Origin of the sequence: Pseudoalteromonas sp. meg-B1, assembly GCF_003173795.1 — a bacterium.
GTDB classification, from domain to species: Bacteria; Pseudomonadota; Gammaproteobacteria; order Enterobacterales; family Alteromonadaceae; genus Pseudoalteromonas; species Pseudoalteromonas undina.
In genome coordinates this window covers 705984-727882 of record NZ_QGQU01000001.1, presented here as the reverse complement: position 1 = coordinate 727882, position 21899 = coordinate 705984, and the positions used below count along the sequence as shown (strand labels likewise).

Here is a 21899-nt window from a genome sequence, read left to right as displayed (position 1 = left end):
CATCACATTAAAGTTAAGTGTATTCGCTAAAATTTAATTACATACAGAAAAAGCTCTAAGCTTGTATAGGTTTAGGGCTTTTTTAGTGCTTTTAAAATACCTTCTCACAAACCTGTACCCTTTAATCGCGTTGCTTTGTTAGATACCTGCATCTATAGTGAATAAACGCATAATTCGATTATCGAGGATAAGTTGTTGCGCCTTTTCGTTTTAGGTTGGTTGGTGTTATTTGGTTCAACGCAGGCTATGGCTAATGATTTTAAATCGTTTGAAGCTAAACTTAACGAAGCCGAAGATTATCTTGTTGTTAATCCCGCACAATCAATAATCATTCTTGAAAATCTCAAAGAACTAAATACAGCTCCTGCTGCGCTATTTATCCGCTGGCATTTGCTTTATGCCCGCACAGCTGTGCCCACAAGTCATTATGATCGGCTTTATAAATCGATTGACGCAATATTTCAGCATCATCAAGCTGACTACTTTAAACAAAAATTGACCACCATAATGAGTGCCTTGGGAATATGGCTTCGCCATGCTGAATATTTAAGCGATGCCCAGCTCTCATTCAAATGTGCTTATAAATATGCGCACAACGATCGCCAACGATTAACACTCACCAACAGTATGGCGCTGGTTGCTCGCTCGCAAAATGACTTTGCTAAAGCGCGTGCTTTATACTTAAATAATCTTGATCTCACCACGCAATTAAAGCTTCCTAATATAACAGCACTCATAAAAAGTAACTTGGGCTACTTAGCGCTTGATGAAGGCAATGTTACTGAGGCTGAACGCTACTTTAGAAGTGCGTTAAGCCTTAACCAAAATATTGATAAACGCGCGGGGCAAATCTCAACCGGGCTTAATTTATTAATGGTCTTTTTAATTCAAGAACATCAGCTTAACTTTGAACGTCTCTATACTCCAACGGCAACTTTAACCCATGCATTTCCCAACGAAGCTAAACAAGCACAGCTACTTTGGCTTGAATTAGGCTACAAAAATTTAACTGGCGATTTCATAAGTCAAAAAGATAAACATCAGCTGCAAGCAGCTTACGAGCAATTAGAAAGCGATAAAATGAAACAGCTAGTAGCACATTATCTAGCTAAAAAGCTTGATGTTACTTTAACCCTACCTGAGCCCATTACCGCTAAAGACTTTACCAGCCCATGGTTTAACTTAGTAAAGCAATGCAATTGGGAGAAAAGTTTATAGCTTTAAGTTATAAACGTTTATCTGAGCTGAGTTAAACGCCGATGAAATTACACAGAGCTACTCGTCACTGACAGCCGGATTAAAAAGTATGGTTATCAATTTGCTAACACCTATAAATTAACTTTTACCCTCCTTTTTAAAGTATATAAATCAAGCAACTGAATTAGCCAATAAACGGAATATATAATAAGGTAGGCAAGCATACTTGAAAGTTAGCAAATTAATATTAAGGATTAATATGACAAAAACTGCTTTACGCTCAACTATTTTGCTACCTGTATTTTTGCCTGCAGTATTTATTATTCTACTCTTGGTGATTGGTACAAGTAGTAACCCTGAACTCGCAGGTCAGGCATTTAGTGTTGCCCTTGCGTGGATAACAGAAACCTTTGGCTGGTTTTATATGTTATCAGTCGCTATTTTCTTGGTATTTATCGTGTGTGTCGCCGCCTCCAGTTGGGGGAATATAAAACTAGGCCCCGATCATGCACAGCCGCAATATAGCTTTGGTGAATGGTTTGCCATGCTATTTTCTGCCGGTTACGGCGTAGCGCTACTTTATTTTGGTGTAGCCGAGCCAGTACTGCATTACGCATCTCCGCCATCGGGCGCGGCTGAAACCGTGGATGCCGCTAAGCAAGCAATGCAAATTGCCTTTTTCCATTGGGGATTTCATATTTGGGCTATTTATGGAATTGTTGGTTTAGTGCTGGCTTATTTTGCCTTTCGTCATGGTCTGCCGCTGTCTATTCGTTCAGCCTTGTATCCACTAATTGGTGATAAAATATATGGTCCTATCGGTCATACCGTTGATGTATTTGCCATACTAGGCACCTTATTTGGTATTGCGACCACACTCGGACTTTCGGTGACTCAAATCAACGCGGGGCTACACTATTTATGGCCCGATATTCCTATTAATACCACAGTACAAATTACCGCGATTGCTATTATTACCGCCGCAGCAACGCTCTCTGTAATCGCAGGGATGGATAAAGGGGTAAAACGTTTATCAATCGTGAATATGACCTTAGCGGTTTCATTAATGGCCTTTGTATTTTTTATTGGCCCAACGATTCATATTTTAGAATCGTTTTTACAAAATACCGGCAGTTATCTTAGTGGTATTGTTGAGCGGACCTTTAACTTACAAGCCTATAGTCGCAGTGATTGGATTGGGAACTGGACTTTATTTATATTTGGCTGGACGATTGCGTGGGCGCCGTTTGTTGGGATGTTTATCGCAAAAATTAGCCGCGGTAGAACTATTAGGCAATTTGTTGTTGGCGTAATGTTAGTTCCCACTATTTTTACTTTTTTATGGTTCTCAGTGTTTGGCGATACAGCACTGAATTTAATAATGAACGAAGGCTTTGATACGCTCATTGGTGATGTACAAGCAAATCATGCCGTCGCGTTATTTCAATTATTTGAAGTGTTACCGCTCTCATTTTTTATTTCGCTACTCACGGTTATTTTAATTGTTACCTTTTTTGTTACCTCGTCTGATTCCGGCTCTTTGGTAATCGACTCACTCGCTTCAGGTGGAAATATTAATACGCCAGCATGGCAGCGGGTGTTTTGGGCGGTGCTTGAAGGCGCTGTGGCGGCTGTTTTATTAGTGGCAGGTGGTTTAAGTGCACTACAAACCATGACCATTGCCAGTGCCTTACCCTTTGCTATCATTATGCTAATTGCCACTGCGGGGCTTTGGCGAGCGCTAAGAATTGAAGGCCATCGCGATACCAGCCTACAAGCACATTCACTCAATAGTCGTAATATTGATCTATCCCATTGGAAACGCCGTTTAGCGGCTATGGTCAATTACCCCAATAAAGAAAAAGTACATACTTTTATTGGTAGCGTAGTCGTTAAGGCAATGAAAGCCGTACAAGCAGAATTGAAATCTCGACAATGGCATGCCGTGGTCGAATTTGATACTGATTTAGGACGCGCTCATTTAACTGTACTACGTCATGAGCATGTGGATTTTGTTTATGATATTCGGCTTACCGAGCACCCTATGCCGAGCTTTGCTTACTCAGAGCTGCGCCCAGATAATGATAATACTGAAATGTATTATAAGGCTGATGTATTTTTACGTCGTGGTGGCCTGTCGTACGATGTTTATGGCTATAATGAAGATGATATTGTGAAGGATATTCTTGATCAGTTTGAGAACTACTTACACTTTTTAGGTAACAGCCCAGGCGAACTACCTTGGGATATGGCTGAGCATGATGACATGTTAAATACCGATAAAGCTTAACTGATACTGCCAGTATTGATAAAACGGTAATTAAAAATAAAAAAGGCACTGTGAAGTGCCTTTTTATTTACTCAAATCTAATTAATTACAGCGCGTTAAGTACATCATCTGTTTTAGCAGCGCAAATGAAGTCATTTTTGTGTAACAACGTAATCGTTATTTTTTATCTCATTTCATAAGTAAACGAAATGATTAAATTCCCCCTAAGCTGCATTAAAATAAAATTTACATAATTAACTTACTGATGGTATAACTGAACATGTTTTGGGAACGAGATGGTGAAAAATCAGGCTGCTAGCTAAAAACCTCACTCAGCTAGCTACCTCTTAAACCCTTTATGTAAAAAAGTGAAAACTTAAACCGTGTTCACCCTATTTTAAAATAGTAAAAGCAGAAAGCAGGTTGTACTAATGGAAGAGTATTTAATCGTAAAACAACAAAAGAAAATTCCATTTATTATTGGAGCTTTATTGTTGTTAATAGCTCTTGGCTATTCAATTAAAGTAGTGCTGTTATCTAATGAAATACCTGCTCGTTATTTGAAACCAATACTCATATCTAAAATATCCTCGCCTAATATACTAAAAGGTATTGGCACTATAGAGCCTACACAAAAGGAGCTGTTATCTGCGCCTCTAAAAGGCAATATAACTGCACTTACAATTCGTGAAGGGCAAATCATAAAAAAAGGCCAAGTATTGGCAAAGCTCGTTAACTACGAATTAGAGCAAGAAATACATACCGCTAACTATGAACAACTGAATTTAGAGTCACAAGTAGCCATTGATAAGAGCAACTTAGCAATCAAACTTTCACAAGCTAAGGTCGATTTATCTAAAGCTCAAATGGCACTGCAACAACAATTACTTGAATTGAACGCTAATAATGTTTTGATGGAACAGGGTATTATTTCTGCTATTCGCTTTAAGCAAAGTGAAATGCTATATAAACAAAGTGAACTTGAAGTAAACGCTAAAAAAGAAGAACTTAACTTATTTAAAGGCGCATTTAATCAACAATTAATAGCGCTGAATAATAAAATGAGTATAGCTAAAAATAAGCTTAACTATTTAAATAAACGCCAAGAGCAACTCACTCTTAAGTCAAGTTTCGACGGAATTGTAAGCCAACATTTAGCTAAATTAGGCCAAGCAGTTACTCAAGGTCAGCCTTTGTTTGAGTTAATAGAAACAGATAATCTACTGGCAAAAATACAAGTTCCTCAATATTCATCTAATCAATTAGTAATTGGTCAACACGCCGACATAATCACACCAAGTGGAACGATAAAAGCCAAGGTTGAATATATTGATACTGTAATAAGGGATGGAGCTATTAATGTATTTTTAAATATTGAGACGCCACCTCCATGGCTTAGAAGTAGTCAAGCAATAGAAGCTCATATTTATTCTGAAGAATCTATAACAGTGCAAAATATTAAAAAACCAAGTGACTTTGATAGCCATAGCCAATGGAAGGTTTATGAGATAACGCCATCAAGCAAAGCTATTCTTACCCATATAAATTACAAATCGATCGAGCAATACACGTTAAGCTTAGATGAACCACTAAAAGGTAACTATGTGTTACTAATACCAGCTGATTACGCTACTGAAAATAACTTTGATTTAAAAGGTGCTTTTTGATGGATTATCCACTAATCGAATTTAACAATGTTTTTTATCAATACCCTAATACCAAAGTTAATACCCTTAAATCTATAAATTTTAAAATAAACAGTGGCGATTACATTGCAATTTCGGGGACTTCTGGCAGTGGTAAAAGTACCCTACTCTCTATTTTAGGCTTACTAAACTTACCTAGCGAAGGGCAATACACTATTTTAGGCACTAACACAGCAGAGCTAACCCCGGATGCTATTGCCACTATTAAAAATAGAGAATTTGGCTTTATATTTCAAAACTTTAATTTATTAAATCATTTAAGCGTTTTTGATAACGTTGCTTTGCCACTTAGTTACAACAAGTCTGTATCAAGAAATGATTATCAAAAAAAAGTAGAAACTGCACTTAATAAAGTAAACATGCTTGAGTTTATTAACACAAAGCCAAATCAATTATCGGGGGGGCAGCAGCAACGCGTGGCTATTGCTCGAGCACTAATAAACGAGCCTTCTATTATTTTAGCCGACGAGCCAACCGGTAATTTAGATTCAAACAATAGCGATAAAATATATCAGTTACTCAATAAGCTAAATCACGAAGGTAAAACCATTTGCTTAATAACACATGATGAAAACCATGCTAAGACGGCAAAAACGCGCATGTATATTCAAGATGGCAATCTAAGTACTCAAGGGTATTAATGCGTCACTTAATCATTGATTTAACTTTTAATTGGCTAAAATACGCTAAGACAAATATTAAATTATGGCTCAGCTGCTTATTACTAAGTATTCCATTATGTTTAATTTTAAACACAAGTAATATTCACAGTCAGTATTTATCGGCTGATTACACGGCTATAAATAACAGTCAAGCTATTAAGCAAATTTATTTAAATGATTCTCAAACGGACCTACCCGTTGATGGATATATATTTGATGAAATCACTTTATTACACAATAACCTAACTGGCATTTTTGAGCGTTCAATCGAATTATCATTTAAGCGTTCAGTTAACCATGAAAGTGAGACAGCTAAAGTAAACTTCATATCGGGCGGCTATGAAGAATTAGGTATAATCCCCACTGTAGGTAGCTATGAGCAGTTAGATTTTCCAAAGCAAGGCAGCGCACTAAGTGCTGCTATTAGTTATTCATTTTGGCAAACTCACTTTGAGGGAGCAGCTAACGTTCTTGGCAAACAACTTATAGTTAATAAAAAAAACATAAATATTGTTGCAGTAATGCCAGAGGCTTTTACAAGTTTTAGGCGTAATTATAAGTCAGACCTTATTATTCCATACGATCAGCTTAAACAAGTACTCCCTCAAGAGAGCAGCCTAACTCCAGATACGTTTACTTATATATTAGGGAACATTAAAAACGAAGCCGCTTTTTTAAAACCACTAAACAAGCACTTGCAAACCGAGATGTTTATATTTGATAACACCGAGCTTAAATTCAGTAATGGCATTGGCATTAACCCAACTCACTTTAACAAAGTGGTAAAACGCCTCAATCTATTACAATTATTATATTATATTTTGCTAACATTCAGCTTTATAGCATTTTGTGCGTTTTATTGCGCTGAATCCATAAAAAAGCAACAAGAAGAAACTATTCGTAAATTGTGCGGAGCAAATACTACGCATATTTTTATCCAGCAAATTATTGATATAACTCTTACCAGCTTACTACTCATAATTGTAATTTGTGCTCTTTACCCGCTGAGTAATCACATTAGTACTCTATTATTACCAAGCTTAAAGCAGCTTAGCATTGCATTTTCATCAAGTAAGTTCGTCATATTTTATGGCTCTATAACTATATTTTTATTTATGCTTAATTATCTTCAAAGAAAGTGGATAACCACAAGTATTGGTCGTGGGCAAAGCGCAACTATAAGCGAAAAAATTCAGGTTTTTTCGTTACTTTCATTACTTACGAGCCTTGCCATTACAAGTGTTTACATTAGTAGTTTAGTTATATTTAGCCAAATTAATTTAAATAATAAAAATATGGGATTTGTTGCTGATAATATTTTAATTGCTAGCTTTAGCTTCCCGCAATCATCTAGCGAAGCATTTAACGCAAATAACTCCGCCCAACAATTGATGCAGCAATTAAATTCAATTTCTATTGTTGATGAAGTATCGCTTAGTTCAGTCCCGCCGCTATCGAAACGCAGTGGTTTTAGCAAATGGTATACCGTTACCGGGCAAGCTATAAGCTCAGGTAAAAGTGCCAGCACTGCAAGTCATAGAATAAGCCCTCAGTATTTTAAAACTATTGGTGCTAAGCTTATCTCAGGTCAAAGTGTGCAATGGCAGCAATATCAAAAAGTTGTAGTTAACAAGGCTTTATGGGAACAATACTTTGAAGGCACAGAGTTGAGTCAAGCTTATTTATTAGCTCAATTTAATACAGGGAAAATAAAACATAAAGTGGTGGGTGTTGTTAATAATATATATAACGAAGGAGCAGATACACCGGCACAACCCATAGTCTATAGTGTAATAAGTGCACTTACAGGTTTTGAAACAATTATAATTAAAACCAATACGCCTATCAAACATGTTGAAAATGAACTAAAAAAGGCACTTAAGACATTAAGTGTAAGCTTTAACGATTTATCTCTTACGCCCCTTTCATCTTTAGTAAAAAATGAACAAGCACCGAGAAAGGCATTACTCATAATTACAATTGTCTGTGCAATAATTCTTTTACTTTCTGCATTTTTATACAACTACAGCAGCATAAAACAACTCACAGCTAAGTCATCAACGGAACTCGCCCTAAGGCGTGCTGTAGGTGCTCGTAGCTATCAAATATGTTATTTATTTTTGAGGTTGTTTTTTATTACATTTATGGTCGCTCATATAATTATCATTACTGTCTTTTTTTCTCAATATGAAAAGCTAAATGACTTTTTATTCAAGCAGCCTATTTTTGATCTAAACACTATAATTATAGTGCATTTAATCATTTTGCTAGCGGTTGTATTTATTATTGCTATAGAGATTAAAAAAACACTGAGTAACTCTTGGAACAACTTAACTTAAGGATAAACATGTACAAATTAATTATAGCCTTACTACTTTTGTATAGCGGTAACACGTACGCCGAGAATTATAGCTTCTCGCATTACCAAATGGTTAAGTCGCCCATTAATAATACCGCTCCACAAATGTTTTTATTTAACAGCAAAGGCGAGTTAATGCATTACTCAGATAAATATTTACCCAATATTTTATCTATTTTTAAAAATAAACAAAGCCATCCTGATTCTGATTTACTTAAAAGTAATTTAGAACAACTATTAACAACATTACCCGATTTTACCCAACAAAAATATACGTTAATTTATACTTCGATAGATGAGGATGTAGGCCCTTGTCCGCCTTGTAGGCAACAAGAAAAAACTATCGACATTCTCAAAAATAAGTTTTCTGATAAACAGCTAAAGGTTCATTCAATTTCTATCAATGCTAGTGACTATGGCATGCTGAACGCAGATAAAACCTAAGTAACTAACCACACATAAAAAAAGGCACTGTAAAGTGCCTTTTTTATTTACTCAAATCTAATTAATTACAACGCGTTAAATACGTCATCTGTTTTAGCAGCGCAAATGAAGTCATTTTTATGCAGACCTTTAATTGAATGGCTCCACCAAGTCACGGTTACTTTGCCCCATTCGGTTAATAAACCCGGGTGATGCCCTTCGTCTTCAGCCATATCACCTACCTTATTGGTAAACGCAATGGCTTGTTTAAAGTTTTTAAACTTATAAACGCGCTCTAACTGCATAATACCGTCGCGTACTTCTGGCACCCAGTCAGGGATTTTTTTAATTAATTCAGCCAATTCAGCATCAGATACTTTTGGCGCATCTGCATGACAGGCTTCACATTTTTGTGCACTTAATGAAGACATTTTAAATCCTTAGTTTAGCGTTACTTTTTTCAAAAATTAACTAGCTAATTTTTCTTTTGGAGGAAACTTAGGGTCGTGCAAACCAAGTGATTTAGCTTGCTCAACTAAAGTCATTATATCCATTTGAGATATTTCAAACAGATCATGAATCGAATTTATCGTGTAATACAATGGTTGCATAATATCTATACGGTACGGTGTACGTAGCACATCTAACACATTCATTGGATTAATCTCTGGTGTATCTGAATACACGTATTGGGTTTCCCCTGGGCTTGATAAAATACCGCCACCGTAAATACGCAATCCTTTTTCAGTTTGCATCAAACCAAACTCAACGGTAAACCAGTACATGCGCGCTAAATAAACGCGATCTTTTTTCTCTGCCGCGTATCCTAGTTGCCCATACTTGTGGGTAAATTCTGCAAAGTCAGGATTGGTTAGCATGGCACAATGACCAAATATCTCATGAAAAATATCGGGTTCTTGTAAGTAGTCAAATTCTTCACGGCTACGAATAAAGGTCGCTACAGGAAATTGCTTGTTAGCGAGTAACCTAAAAAACTCATCAAAATCGATAAGTGCAGGTACAGGTGCAACCTGCCAACCTGTGGTTGCTAAAAGTACTTCGTTTAGCTCACTCAGCTGTGGGATACGATCATGAGGCAGATTGATTTTTTTCAATCCTTCCATGTACTCATCACAGGCTTTGCCTTCAATGCACGCAAGTTGGCGTGCTACAAGCTCAGACCAAATTTTATTTTCTTCATCGCTCCAATGTATAACCCCATTTTCATCAGGTGTTTTGGAGGTGTAATTACTTGCTTTAGCCATAAATACCTTCTTTGGGATAAAACCCTAAATCGGTGTCAAAATAACAGCCAAATGCTTGGCTATTCGATGTAGCCATACTATGCAAAAGTGAACAAAAGTTTAATAGCTTGACGCAGATCAATACTTTTGCAGATCACACAGATCGTAAATTTAAGATTACACTAGAGCAAAGATAAAAACACAGCCCACTTTTAATAGTGCCCACAGGAAGAATTTAATGTAACCATTAATTTACACCTCAAGATATTTTAGTAAATGCTTGGTTGAGATCGTTAATAATATCGTTAACATCTTCAAGTCCAACTGATAAACGAATTAAACCATCACTAATTCCAGCTGCTAGTCTTTCTTCGGGAGTGTATGGCGAATGCGTCATTGATGCAGGGTGTTGAATGAGCGTTTCAGCATCGCCTAAGCTAACCGCTAATGTGCACAGTTGCATACTATCAATAAAATGCTCACCGTCGGTTAAGCTCCCTTTAATTTCAAAGGCAATAACACCGCCAGCCGCTTTCATTTGCTTACCAATATACTTGTAACCCGGGTGAGACTTAAGCCCAGGGTAATACACTTTATCTACTTGCGGATGAGCTTCTAAATACTCAGCAATCGTTTGCGCACTTTGGCAATGGCGTTCAATGCGAATAGCTAAAGTTTTTAAGCCGCGATTTATTAACCACGCATCGTGTGGACTAATAGTGGCACCAATATCTTTAAGCACGGTCATTTTAATCTGTGTAATATGCTCAAGTGAACCACACACAATACCCGCAACAACATCGCCGTGACCATTTAAATACTTGGTCGCGCTATGCATTATAATATCGATACCGTACTTTTTTGGTGACTGCAGCAGCGGGGTTAAAAACGTATTGTCGACCACACTCAGTAAATTATGCTGTTTAGCAACATCGCCAATAAGTGCTAAATCAATCACTGCCATGGTTGGATTGATTGGTGTTTCTACAAATATCATTTTTGAGTTAGGTTTAATGGCTGCGCGCAGTTCACTCTCATTGGTCATATCAACAAAGGTGACTTCAATTCCCCATCGCGGCAACATATGCGAAAAAAAAGCAAAGGTGCAGCCATACAGAGCGCTTGATGCAATTAAATGATCGCCTTGCGATAGGAAGCTTAGTACCGAAGCGGATACCGCACCCATACCTGTTGCCGTGGCGGCGGCGGCCTCACAGCCTTCTAATTGCGCCACTTTTTGCTCAAGTTCAGTAGTGGTTGGGTTACCTAAACGCGTGTAAATATAACCGGGCTCCTCACCTGCAAAGCGGGCAGCACCTTGAGCGGCATTTTCAAAATGGAACGTAGACGTTTGATACAAAGGTGAGGTTAATGCGCCATGGGGGTCGTTTGCTTTTTGTGGGCCATGGATACATTGGGTATTTTGATGATGCTTGCTCATTGTGTGTTCTCGTTTTTATTATGTGTGTCAATAGCATAAATAAAACGCACCGCACTTAAAATCACAAGCATGCCGGATGCTCAGATGGCTATTTGTGCAAACTTTACCCAAAAAGCTGTACACAAATATTGCCAACGAAGTCTCACTACTTAGTTTCAGCTCCCTTACGGCTCATAATTTTACTCGCAATCCCTTGGACTGTGCCTTTTAACAAGCTGCGCTTGTTTTCAAGACGCGGTAAGGGTCGGCTTAACTCCATAGCTTTGTAACCAATACGCGCTGTAAATATACCGGCACTAACACCTTGTGCAGCTCGCCCTGAAAGCTTGCCTAATAATTCAGCACTGAGTGCCGTGGCGGCTAAATCAGATACGAGCTCTGCACTGCCTACAAACATTACTTGCTTAATAAGCATCCGGTAAAGTTTAATACGGCTGGCATAACCAAAGCCAATGCCATATATGCGGCCTATTTGCTCTATTAATTTAGTGCCACGCCACAGCACAGCCATCATATCCACCAGCGCAATTGGGCTTAGAGCAACTAATAAAGCTGACTCTGTTGCAAAACGGTTTATTAACTTTTTAGCTTGATTGTCTTGCGTTATCAGTAAGCTATTCGCGTACAGAGACATTATTTCTTTGTCACTGTGGTGCGTAGCGACCTGATTTTTAAAGTTTTCGAAATTATCTAATTGCTGATGTTTATTAAGCTTTTCAAGCCAAGGTATCGCCCCGCCTACCTGCTCACTATTGAGCAAACGGTTAGCTTCATGGCGGTGTAGCTGATTACGCTTTAAGCTGCGTAACATTCTATATTCACGCCACAATAAACGCGATATCAGTAGTACACCGGTTATTACAGCGGTTAAGTACACCCCACCTAAAATAACCGACTGCTGAAACGCCAATACAATTGAAAATGCGAACTCAAATAATATTAAAACAATAAAGCTCAGTGCAAATAGGCCTTTAAGGGTTTGCCACTTAGACTTTTTATATACAGGCTCAATATCGATTTCAGGTTCAATTAGATCGTCGCTATCTTTGCTAGGCTGCTCACTTTGTCCCTGCTCTACGACTTTAGCCGCTAATAAATCTGGTTCATTCTGCTCAATGTTTTGGGCATTAATACGACGCCCAGCTTGAAATTGGTGTGTTGACTCACTCATTTTAACTTATCTCCTAACAAGTACTGCATCACATGGTCTAAGCGAATGTGCTTAAGCTGTTGATCTGGGCTTGGCATAGGTGCAAATGATAAAAACTCAAACCCATGTGCTGGCCACTCACTTTTATTGAGCATTCTGCTCGGCGGCTGAGGAGGCAGGTAAGTTAGCCACTGTTGTTCATTCAATGGCTTGCCATAGATACAGTCGAGTGTTTGCCCCTTATCAACCACTTGGCGAGACACAGTGGCAGCAATTGATGACATCGCCAGTGTTTCTATTTTTACCCCATCAAATTTTAAGTGATTGCTTTGCTCTTTAACTAACGAATCGAGTAACAGTGCAAGATCTTTGTGATGCTTCGCACTGATGTGATCGGACTTATTAGCAGCAAATAATATTTTATCTATATTAGGTTTAAACAAGCGTTTAAAAAAACCAGAATCACCATAGCTAAAGTGTGACAATAACTGATTGATCACTCGACTTTGCTCAGCCAACGTTTCATAACCTTCATTTAATGCACTCAGTACATCTACCAAGACGATTTGACGGTCAAAATGGCGAAAGTGCTCATTATAAAAAGGTTTAACGACTTCTTTTACGTAAGCATCAAAACGTTTAATTAAATGCGCTAAGTTAGAACCAGCCACTACATCGTCACTGATTTTTTCAGGACTAATTGGAAAAAATAGTAATAATGGTGCACCTTGCAAGTCACCCGGCATTAACATCCGCCCTGGCTGTAACAAAGCAAGCTTAGTGTCTTTTTTTAGCCCTACCAACATAGTTTGATAACATCGCGCAATATCAGCCAGTGCGTTTTCATCTACCGGTGCATCTAAATCAAGCTGCTCTATGGATTGTAAAAATTCAGCTGAGCTTTTATCACGTGGCGTTTGGCTAAGTAATGGATATTGTTGCTCGCACCATTGCTCAAAGCTTTGCGCGAGCATAGGTAGGTCAAGCAACCATTCACCAGGATAGTCAATAATATCTAAATACAGCGTCGATTGGGGTGAGAAATGACCGCGCAGACCCGCGTTGCTTTGGTATTTAATCGCCAAACGTAAAGTATTTATTCGTTCGGTAGAAGCGGGCCATGCAGGGTCGCCTTCACTTGGCAGTAAAGCACTTATTGCACGGTTATAATCAAAAGTGGGAACATTTAATGCCTCTTGCGGCACAATTTTAGTAGCAATGTGGCGATGTTCACGCATCACATCAAAAAAAGGTAAGTTGTTGTCATTCGCCTGAGAGGTTAAATGCTTAACTAACGCGCTTATAAACGCCGTTTTACCACTGCCGCTCAGCCCTGTTACGGCAAGTTTAACGTGTTGATCTAAACTACGATGCAGGGCTTTTTGTGCTTTGCCTTTAACGCTTTTAAAGGTCTTTTTTGCAAATGATTGGCTCATAAAGTGTTTTGCACCTTAGTTGCCGTCATTGATCACGCTGCAAACAAGGTGCTTATCAATCCCTTAAAGTTTATTAATTTCACGGCTGACCGTAAACTCGCTTGAAGTAACGTAGCGTTCCATGTTTTGAAGGCGGCTATCTACACGAGTTAATCGCTCTTTTAAGTCTTGCAGCGCACGACGCGGTGGCTCGCCTTTTTGCCATACTTTAAATTTTACTTCTAGCGGATCACCGCCATACGTTGATTGTGTTTTACTTACAGCACTGGGTTGTTTTTTATCTAAAATAAACCACGCTGCAATATACGCTACCACAAATAATGGGCCACCAGTTAGTAGTACAGCACTAACAAAAATAATGCGAACTAACCATAACTCCATATTAAAGTAGTCACTTAATCCCGCACATACACCGGCAATTTTACCGCGCTGTGGGTCTCTTAATAATTCGCGTTTGGTGTTCATACTTTTTGTCTCCACTGTGGTGACTCTTGATCAAGTAACGCTTCTAATGTCTCGATTCTATCAGTCATTTTTTCAGCTTTTTGAGCAAGCTCCAATAACTGGTGATGCTCATGCTCGCTTAACCCTTGGCTTACCTGCTTTTTGCTTCGGTAGTGTAAAATTAACCACAGTGGTGCAACAAAAATCATAAACAAGATAAAGGGTGCAATTAGTATCTCTGGATCAAACATAATCCTCTCCTGACAATCCGTATTCAATGTTGATGTCAGGGGCACAAGGCCCCTGTTTTATATTTATTTATTCGAGAGTTTCTTTTTAAGTTCAGCTAACTCGTCGTCAATTTTTTCATTCTTTTGTAAATCAGCAATTTCATCTGCTAACGTTTGTTTACCCAAATCGTAAGACTCTATTTGAGATTCTAGCCCATCAATTTTGGTTTCGTAACGTTCAAAACGATTAAGTGCATCATCCACTTTAGAACTATCAAGTGCTTTTTTAACCTCAAGGCGCGACTCAGCCGAGCGTTGACGTAAAATAATCGCTTTTTGACGTGCTTTAGCATCCGCTAGTTTCTCTTGTAGCGTAGTCACTTCTTGCTGTAGTTTCTCGATATGAGATTCTACATGATCAAGTTCACTTTCTACTGCAGCGACTGCATCGGCTGATTTTTGCTTTTCAAGTAAAGCTGAGCGAGCTAAATCATCACGATCTTTGCTCAGTGCTAATTCGGCTTTGTCTTGCCAATCGCTTACTTGGGCTTTTAGTGTATCTACGCGACGTACTAATTCTTTTTTCTCAGCAAGGGTTTTTGCTGACGTAGAGCGTACCTCTACAAGTGTATCTTCCATCTCTTGGATAATAAGACGAACCATTTTTTCAGGATCTTCTGCTTTATCTAAAATGGCATTGATATTAGAATTAACAATGTCTGCAAAACGTGAAAAAATTCCCATAACATATACCTCTATTATTTAATCTAAATGTGTCTGCTTTTATTAGTATCAATATGCTTGCCAACTTTTATATTTTTAAAATACCATTTATTTTCAATATGTTAAATGTAAATTACAAATTACTTTTGTTATCCGCCATAATGAAATACACTAACTGTTAGTAAAAATGACTAAGAGTTAGGAAATATGAGTCAATATCGCCAACAGGACAATTTACTTGGCCAATCAGACAGCTTTTTATCGGTACTTGATCAGGTTTCGCAACTGGCTAACCTAGATAAACCCGTACTTATTATTGGTGAACGTGGTACCGGTAAAGAGCTAATTGCAGCACGTTTACACTTTTTATCCAAACGCTGGGATCAAAGTTACGTCAAGCTTAACTGTGCGGCATTGAACGAAAACCTGCTCGAGAGTGAATTATTTGGTCATGAAAGTGGCGCTTTCACAGGCGCAAGTAAACGCCATGAAGGCCGCTTTGAGCGCGCCAATAGTGGTACCTTGTTCTTAGATGAGTTAGCAAATACCTCTGCCATGGTGCAAGAAAAGCTATTAAGAGTGATTGAGTATGGTGAGTTTGAGCGTGTTGGCGGCAAGCAAACCGTTAAAGTAGACACTCGCTTAGTCTGTGCAACCAATGAAGACTTACCCCATTTAGCACAACAAGGTGAATTTAGAAGTGATTTACTCGATAGACTCGCGTTTGATGTGATCACCTTACCGCCACTGCGTGAACGTCAAGATGACATTATGTTGCTGGCTGAACAGTTTGCGATGAACATGGCACGAGACCTTGAGTGGGAGCTATTTAGTGGTTTTACCCGCAGTGCACAAGAAAGTTTACTCAGTTATGAGTGGCCGGGTAATGTCCGTGAACTTAAAAATGTGGTAGAACGAAGTCTGTATCGCCACGGCAATGAACATATTCCTGTACATAAAATTATTTTAGACCCATTCGAAAGTCGCTTTAGACCTAAAGCCCGCATAAAACATGCACAAGCACCTGCTATAATACAATCTGAACCGACTACTCATGCACAGCCTATAGAAGCGCCTGTAGCATTGAGTTCAAGTACCAAAGAACCTGAGTTTCCATGCGACTTAAAAACGCTCTCTAATGAATTTGAAATTACATTGATAAAAAAAGCATTAGAACATAGCCAATTTAATCAAAAGAAGACTGCAGAAGTACTTGGTTTAACGTATCATCAACTACGTGGTTATTTGAAAAAATACAATTTGCTAGAATAGTAGAGGTTGTGCGGGTGCATAAATTATTACTTGCTTTAATATCATTGAGCTTAGTAGGTTGCATTGATAGTAAAGAAGAAATCTTAGAAGAAAAAAACCAAGGCCTCGTTTATTGCGCCGAGGCTAATCCTGTGTCGTTTAACCCACAAGTCACAACCACAGGATCAACTATCGATATTATTGCTAACCAGTTATACGACCGGTTAATTAGTATTGACCCCGTGACCGCCGAATTTAAGAGTGAACTTGCCACTGATTGGAAGATCAGTAAAGACGGTAAATCGGTTACCTTCACTTTGCGCAAAGGAGTTAAGTTTCATACCACCTCTTATTTCACTCCTAGCCGTGAATTTAACGCTGATGATGTAATATTTACTTTTAGTCGATTATTCGACGTTTATAATCCTTATCACTTTATTGGCGATGCTAATTACCCTTACTTTCAAAGTGTGGGGATTGACCAGCTAATTCGTAAAATTGTTAGAGTCTCTGATCATCAAGTACGATTTGAGTTATTTAATGCCGAGAGCAGCTTTTTAGCTAATATGGCGACCGATTTTGCTGTCGTGCTCTCTAAAGAATATGCCATGGCGCTCAAAGCTAATAATCAAGAAAACCTATTTGATCAATACCCGATTGGCACAGGGCCCTATATTTATAAAGAGTACCGACGCGATCATTTAGTGCGCTTTTATAAAAACGCTGATTATTGGAAGCATGAGGTTGCCCTTGAGCAATTGGTGTACGACATTACCCCAAATGGTACCACCCGTATCGCTAAAATATTGACCAAAGAGTGTGATGTAACCGCACACCCGAGTAGTGCCCAATTAAGTATTTTAGCGCAGCGTGATGATATTAACGTTGAAAGAGAAACTAACTTAAATATTGGTTACTGGGCATTTAATACCGAGCGTCCACCGTTTGATAACTTAAAAGTACGTCAAGCATTGGTTCATGCCATTGATGTAGATAAAATAATGCAAGCGGTATATTACGGGAATGGACTGCGTGCACAATCTATTCTTCCGCCTACGTCATGGGCATTTGAACTACAAAAAAACATGCCTATTTTTGACCCACAGTTAGCAAAAAAATTATTAACTGAAGCCGGTTTTCCAAAAGGCTTTGATATGAGCATTTGGGCTATGCCGGTAAGCCGTATTTATAACCCCAACGCCCGAAAAATGGCTGAGCTAATGCAAAGTGATTTACGCAAAATTGGTGTTAATGTAAATATTGTAGAATATGAATGGAACACCTTTATTCAACGCATTGGTGAGCATCGCCACGACAGTGTGTTATTAGGTTGGGCAGCTGATACGCCTGATCCCGATAACTTTTTTAGCCCATTATTAAGTTGTACTGCGACATTCAGCGGCAAAAACCCTGCAAACTGGTGTAACCCTGAATTTGATTTACTGCTAACCAAAGCGTTAGACACCACAGATTTAAATTTACGTAAACAATATTACGACGCAGCACAAAGCATGATCATCAAACAATTGCCTTTACTGCCAATTGCCCATGGCATGCGTTTTCAAGCAAGTAGCGCAGATGTTGAGGGCATTACCTTAGGGCCATTCGGTGCTATTTCGTTGGCTAACGCGAGGAAAAAATAATGATCTTAGATTATATTTTACGCCGCCTCGGACTGTTATTTTTTATGGTGTTGCTACTCAGTATTTTTACCTTTTCGTTGAGTTATTTATTTCCTGGCGATCCGCTCAGTAACTTAAGCGGCATACCTGACACTAACTTTACCCAAAATGCGCAGTTAGAAGAAAAGTACTTATTTAACAGTAACTACTTTATGCAATACATCGCCTTTGTAGGACGAATTTTACAAGGGGATTGGGGAATGTCATTCGCCTCGGGGAGCAGTGTTTTCGCCCATGTGGTTGATTTAATTCCTGCAACGTTAGAGCTAAGTATCTATGCGTTATTTATTTCGGTGGTAGTGGGTGTGCCTGTCGGTATTTTAGCATCGGCTTATAATAAACAATGGCCTGATAAATTTATTAGCTCTACAGCGATGATTGGCTATTCTATGCCGATTTTTTGGCTGGCATTATTATTAATTATGGTTTTTTCGCTCAAGCTTGGCTGGTTTCCCATGTCGGGGCGAGTGAGCTTGTTGTATGAGATACCCGCGAGCACAGGATTTATTTTACTTGATATTTTACTCGCTGATTTTCCTTACAATGGTTTGGCCATGTTAGATGCGCTGCATCACCTTACTTTACCTACTATTGTACTTGCGATGTATCCAACCACGGTATTAGTGCGCTTTACTCGCGAATCGATGTTAAAAGTGATGGATCAAAACTTCATTAAAACAGCTCGCGCCAAAGGGCTTACTCGTGGGCAGCTTATTATTCATCACGCCCTAAGAAATGCCTTACTACCGGTTATAAAACAAATAGGTTTGCAGTTTAGTACCTTGATCACCTTAGCGATGATCACTGAAGTTATTTTTTCGTGGCCTGGGATCGGTCGCTGGTTAATAGACAGTATTTATCAACGTGATTATCCCGCCATACAAGGTGGGTTAATGGCCGTCTCTTTATTTATTATTATTGCCACAATTATGGCCGAACTGACCTACACCCTACTCGATCCTCTGTCTCGGAACCAAGCGCATGGCAAAGTTTAACTTATTTTCAGAAGATTCAAATAAATCGCCATTAGCGAGACTCTGGCGAAAGTTTAAAAATAACCACCCTGCACTGGTTGGTTTATGGGTGTTTATTGCCTTTAGCCTGTTAGCGGCTACCGCGCCTTTTCTTGCGCCTTATGGGGTAAATCAACAGCACAGTGATGCACTATTACTGCCTCCCTCGTGGAATGAAATGGGCGATGTGCGGTTTATACTTGGCACCGATGATTTAGGCCGAGATGTGCTGTCTCGTTTAATGAATGGCGCCACATATACGTTCGGGTTATCGGTTGTGGCTGCACTGATCACCACTGTTATTGGTGTGTTGGTAGGTACCTTTGCAGGGATCAGTAAAGGCATACGTTCTAGTTTTTTGAACCACTTACTGGATGTAACGCTGTCAATTCCCTCATTGTTACTGGCCATCATTATTATTGCCATACTCGGTCCTGGATTAATGAATACCGTATGGGCAATTATTTTGGCCTTATTACCCCAGTTTATTCATTCAATTAGAAACCTGATAGTTGACGAACTTGGCAAAGATTATGTTACAGCCTACCGCTTAGATGGCGCCTCTAAATGGCATATTTTATCACGCGGGATTTTTCCTAATGTGTATGAATATATTGTAGTTATTTTTACGATGGCGCTTTCTACTGCTATTTTAGATATTGCGGCATTAGGGTTTTTAAAACTGGGTGCACAGCCGCCGACTACTGAATGGGGCGCAATTTTAGCAGAGAACTTAGGACTTATATATTTAGCACCCTGGACGGTAGCATTGCCGGGCGTCCTGTTATTTTTAGCGGTTCTTTCAACAAACTTAGTGGGCGATGGACTTCGCAAAGTTTTACAAGCGCGTAAGGCCGATTAGATGCAGTTACTAGATATTCGAAATTTAACCATTGAACTTCAAACTTCCGAAACCGCCATTCGTGCTGTTGATCGCGTAAGCTTTAGTTTAAAAGAAGGTGAAGTACACGCTTTAGTGGGCGAATCAGGCTCTGGCAAAAGCTTAATTGCAAAAGCCATCGTCGGCGTGCTTAATGAGCGCTGGGTGATAACCGCAGATAGAATGCATTGGCGTGGTGTTGACTTAATGCGCTTAACACCAGAGCAACGCCGTAAAACAGTTAGCCAAGACATTGCGATGATTTACCAAGACCCCAGTCGCTGTCTAGATCCTACTGCTAAAATATTTAACCAAATCGCTGAAACACTGCCTGAAGTGGCTGCTAAAGGATTTTTCTTAAAACGCAACCGAGAGCGTAAAGATCGTGTTAAAGCCTTAATACATAAAGTAGGTATTAAAAATCATGAAGCGGTGCTTGATAGCTACCCGCATGAGCTCTCTGAGGGCGTATGCCAAAAGGTTATGATAGCCATGGCGATTGCCCGTACACCGAAGCTACTCATTGCTGATGAGCCTACAACCGCACTAGAAAGCACCACCCGTGCACAGGTGTTTAGGTTATTAAAAAGTTTAAATCAGCTAAAGAACATGTCTATTTTGATGATCTCTCATGAGCTGGAAGAAATTGTTAATTGGTCGCATGGTATTCATGTGTTGTACTGCGGTCAAATGGTTGAAGCAGGTCCAACACACCGTATTTTTAGCCAACCTCGCCATCCGTATACGCAGGCTTTACTAAAAAGCCTGCCCGATTATGAGCATGGTTTAGCCCATAAAGAACCCTTTTATGCGCTTAAAGGCACTATTCCAACATTACAACATTTACCGATTGGTTGTCGACTCGGTCCACGTTGCCCACAAGCACAAAAAGAATGTGTGGTTGCGCCTAAACTTTCAAAGCATCATGGTCATAGCTACGCCTGTCACTTCCCGCTGATCAAGGAAATAAAATAATGCAGCCACTGTTAAAAGTTCAAGCCTTATCAAAAACCTTTAACATGCGCGCGGGTCTGTTTAGCCGTAAAAAGTTTGATGTTTTAAAAAACATCTCATTTTGTATTGGTAAAGGTGAAACAATTGCCATTATTGGTGAAACAGGCTCAGGAAAAAGTACCCTGGCTAAATTATTAGTTGGTGCATACAGTGCCGATAGCGGGCAGATATTATTAGAGAATAACACTATAGAAAACAATGGTAATCGTGATGCCCAGTGTCGTTATATCCGAATGATTTTTCAAGACTCCGCCACCTCATTGAACCCAGCAGTGACCATTGCTGAAATGCTCGATGATTGCCTAAAATTCAATACTGATTTTGATAAAACTCAACGTAGTGAAAAAATTGGTAGTACGCTGCTTAAAGTGGGTCTACTGGTCGATCATCAGCAATACTATCCGCATATGTTTAGTGTGGGGCAATTACAGCGTGTAGCGCTCGCTCGCGCGCTTATATTAGATCCTAAGGTTGTTGTACTCGATGAGGCACTTTCATCGCTTGACCCTTCTGTAAGAGCGCAAATAGTAAATCTATTACTTAAACTACAGCTTGAAACTGGATTAACCTATATTTTGATCACCCATCATTTAAGTTTAGTGCGCCATATTAGCGACCAGCTAGTGGTACTCAATAAGGGTGAGATTGTTGAATACGGCGCTACAGAAACTATTTTTCAAAACCCGCAATCAAAGGTTACTCAGCGCTTATTGAGTTGTTAATGTCTAAACAAACAAAAAAGGCGCCAATTGGCGCCCTTTTTAATTTAGCTATT

20 protein-coding genes and 1 pseudogene are annotated in these 21899 nt (G+C 39.1%); 12 read left to right on the top strand and 9 right to left on the bottom strand.

The window, feature by feature from the left end; translation table 11 throughout:
- The first annotated feature begins 195 nt into the window (after positions 1-195).
- Positions 196-1218: a tetratricopeptide repeat protein gene (locus tag DK924_RS03390; RefSeq protein ID WP_109874335.1), complete on the top strand. Its 1023-nt coding sequence runs from the start codon at positions 196-198 to the stop codon at positions 1216-1218.
- A gap of 238 nt (positions 1219-1456) precedes the next feature.
- Entirely contained in the window at positions 1457-3487 is a 2031-nt protein-coding gene (locus tag DK924_RS03385; RefSeq protein ID WP_109874334.1) for a BCCT family transporter, read from the top strand.
- An 85-nt stretch (positions 3488-3572) separates the two neighbouring features.
- Here the strand turns inward: DK924_RS03385 and DK924_RS18910 are convergent.
- Positions 3573-3650 (bottom strand): annotated as a pseudogene (locus tag DK924_RS18910) (4a-hydroxytetrahydrobiopterin dehydratase); the annotation flags it as partial.
- Between the two features lie 247 nt (positions 3651-3897).
- Between DK924_RS18910 and DK924_RS03380 the strand changes: the two are divergent.
- From DK924_RS03380 to DK924_RS03365, 4 genes are read left to right on the top strand one after another with little or no spacing between them, the layout of a single operon-like run.
- Positions 3898-5133 (top strand): HlyD family secretion protein, encoded by a 1236-nt coding sequence (locus DK924_RS03380; RefSeq protein WP_055013470.1) that lies wholly within the window; start codon positions 3898-3900, stop codon positions 5131-5133.
- Positions 5133-5813: an ABC transporter ATP-binding protein gene (locus DK924_RS03375; protein ID WP_109874333.1), complete on the top strand. Its 681-nt coding sequence runs from the start codon at positions 5133-5135 to the stop codon at positions 5811-5813. Before DK924_RS03380 ends, DK924_RS03375 begins: the two co-directional genes overlap by 1 nt.
- Positions 5813-8173, top strand: a complete 2361-nt coding sequence (locus DK924_RS03370; protein ID WP_109874332.1) for a hypothetical protein — start codon at positions 5813-5815, stop codon at positions 8171-8173. Before DK924_RS03375 ends, DK924_RS03370 begins: the two co-directional genes overlap by 1 nt.
- Before the next feature lie 8 nt (positions 8174-8181).
- Positions 8182-8637: a hypothetical protein gene (locus DK924_RS03365; protein ID WP_109874331.1), complete on the top strand. Its 456-nt coding sequence runs from the start codon at positions 8182-8184 to the stop codon at positions 8635-8637.
- A gap of 65 nt (positions 8638-8702) precedes the next feature.
- Here the strand turns inward: DK924_RS03365 and DK924_RS03360 are convergent, their stop codons facing one another.
- The 8 genes from DK924_RS03360 to pspA form a co-directional block, all read right to left on the bottom strand.
- Entirely contained in the window at positions 8703-9047 is a 345-nt protein-coding gene (locus tag DK924_RS03360; RefSeq protein WP_008111000.1) for a 4a-hydroxytetrahydrobiopterin dehydratase, read from the bottom strand.
- A gap of 36 nt (positions 9048-9083) precedes the next feature.
- Positions 9084-9881 (bottom strand): phenylalanine 4-monooxygenase, encoded by a 798-nt coding sequence (gene phhA, locus DK924_RS03355; protein ID WP_008111003.1) that lies wholly within the window; start codon positions 9879-9881, stop codon positions 9084-9086.
- Between the two features lie 238 nt (positions 9882-10119).
- The gene (gene megL, locus DK924_RS03350; protein WP_109874330.1) at positions 10120-11301 is read right to left on the bottom strand and encodes a methionine gamma-lyase; all 1182 of its coding nucleotides are present in this window, start codon (positions 11299-11301) and stop codon (positions 10120-10122) included.
- A gap of 145 nt (positions 11302-11446) precedes the next feature.
- Positions 11447-12472 (bottom strand): TIGR01620 family protein, encoded by a 1026-nt coding sequence (locus tag DK924_RS03345; RefSeq protein ID WP_054202407.1) that lies wholly within the window; start codon positions 12470-12472, stop codon positions 11447-11449.
- Positions 12469-13887: a YcjX family protein gene (locus tag DK924_RS03340; protein WP_109874329.1), complete on the bottom strand. Its 1419-nt coding sequence runs from the start codon at positions 13885-13887 to the stop codon at positions 12469-12471. The genes DK924_RS03345 and DK924_RS03340 overlap by 4 nt, the downstream gene beginning before the upstream one ends.
- Positions 13888-13950: 63 nt before the next feature.
- The gene (pspC, locus tag DK924_RS03335; RefSeq protein ID WP_054202405.1) at positions 13951-14352 is read right to left on the bottom strand and encodes an envelope stress response membrane protein PspC; all 402 of its coding nucleotides are present in this window, start codon (positions 14350-14352) and stop codon (positions 13951-13953) included.
- Positions 14349-14582, bottom strand: coding sequence for an envelope stress response membrane protein PspB (gene pspB / locus DK924_RS03330; RefSeq protein ID WP_010388090.1), 234 nt, complete (start codon positions 14580-14582; stop codon positions 14349-14351). Before pspB ends, pspC begins: the two co-directional genes overlap by 4 nt.
- A 63-nt stretch (positions 14583-14645) precedes the next feature.
- Positions 14646-15305, bottom strand: a complete 660-nt coding sequence (gene pspA / locus DK924_RS03325; RefSeq protein ID WP_010388087.1) for a phage shock protein PspA — start codon at positions 15303-15305, stop codon at positions 14646-14648.
- A gap of 186 nt (positions 15306-15491) precedes the next feature.
- On the opposite strand from pspA, the gene pspF reads away from it, so the two are divergent.
- The 6 genes from pspF to DK924_RS03295 are packed head-to-tail and all read left to right on the top strand — an operon-like array spanning position 15492 to position 21846.
- Entirely contained in the window at positions 15492-16556 is a 1065-nt protein-coding gene (pspF, locus tag DK924_RS03320) for a phage shock protein operon transcriptional activator (protein ID WP_010388085.1), read from the top strand.
- Between the two features lie 14 nt (positions 16557-16570).
- Entirely contained in the window at positions 16571-18178 is a 1608-nt protein-coding gene (locus DK924_RS03315; protein WP_054202404.1) for an ABC transporter substrate-binding protein, read from the top strand.
- Positions 18178-19212 (top strand): ABC transporter permease subunit, encoded by a 1035-nt coding sequence (locus DK924_RS03310; protein WP_109874328.1) that lies wholly within the window; start codon positions 18178-18180, stop codon positions 19210-19212. Before DK924_RS03315 ends, DK924_RS03310 begins: the two co-directional genes overlap by 1 nt.
- Positions 19199-20092, top strand: coding sequence for an ABC transporter permease subunit (locus DK924_RS03305; RefSeq protein WP_010388079.1), 894 nt, complete (start codon positions 19199-19201; stop codon positions 20090-20092). The genes DK924_RS03310 and DK924_RS03305 overlap by 14 nt, the downstream gene beginning before the upstream one ends.
- Positions 20093-21085, top strand: a complete 993-nt coding sequence (locus DK924_RS03300) for an oligopeptide/dipeptide ABC transporter ATP-binding protein (protein WP_010388077.1) — start codon at positions 20093-20095, stop codon at positions 21083-21085.
- Positions 21085-21846, top strand: a complete 762-nt coding sequence (locus DK924_RS03295; RefSeq protein WP_054202403.1) for an ATP-binding cassette domain-containing protein — start codon at positions 21085-21087, stop codon at positions 21844-21846. Before DK924_RS03300 ends, DK924_RS03295 begins: the two co-directional genes overlap by 1 nt.
- Positions 21847-21899: the final 53 nt, after the last annotated feature.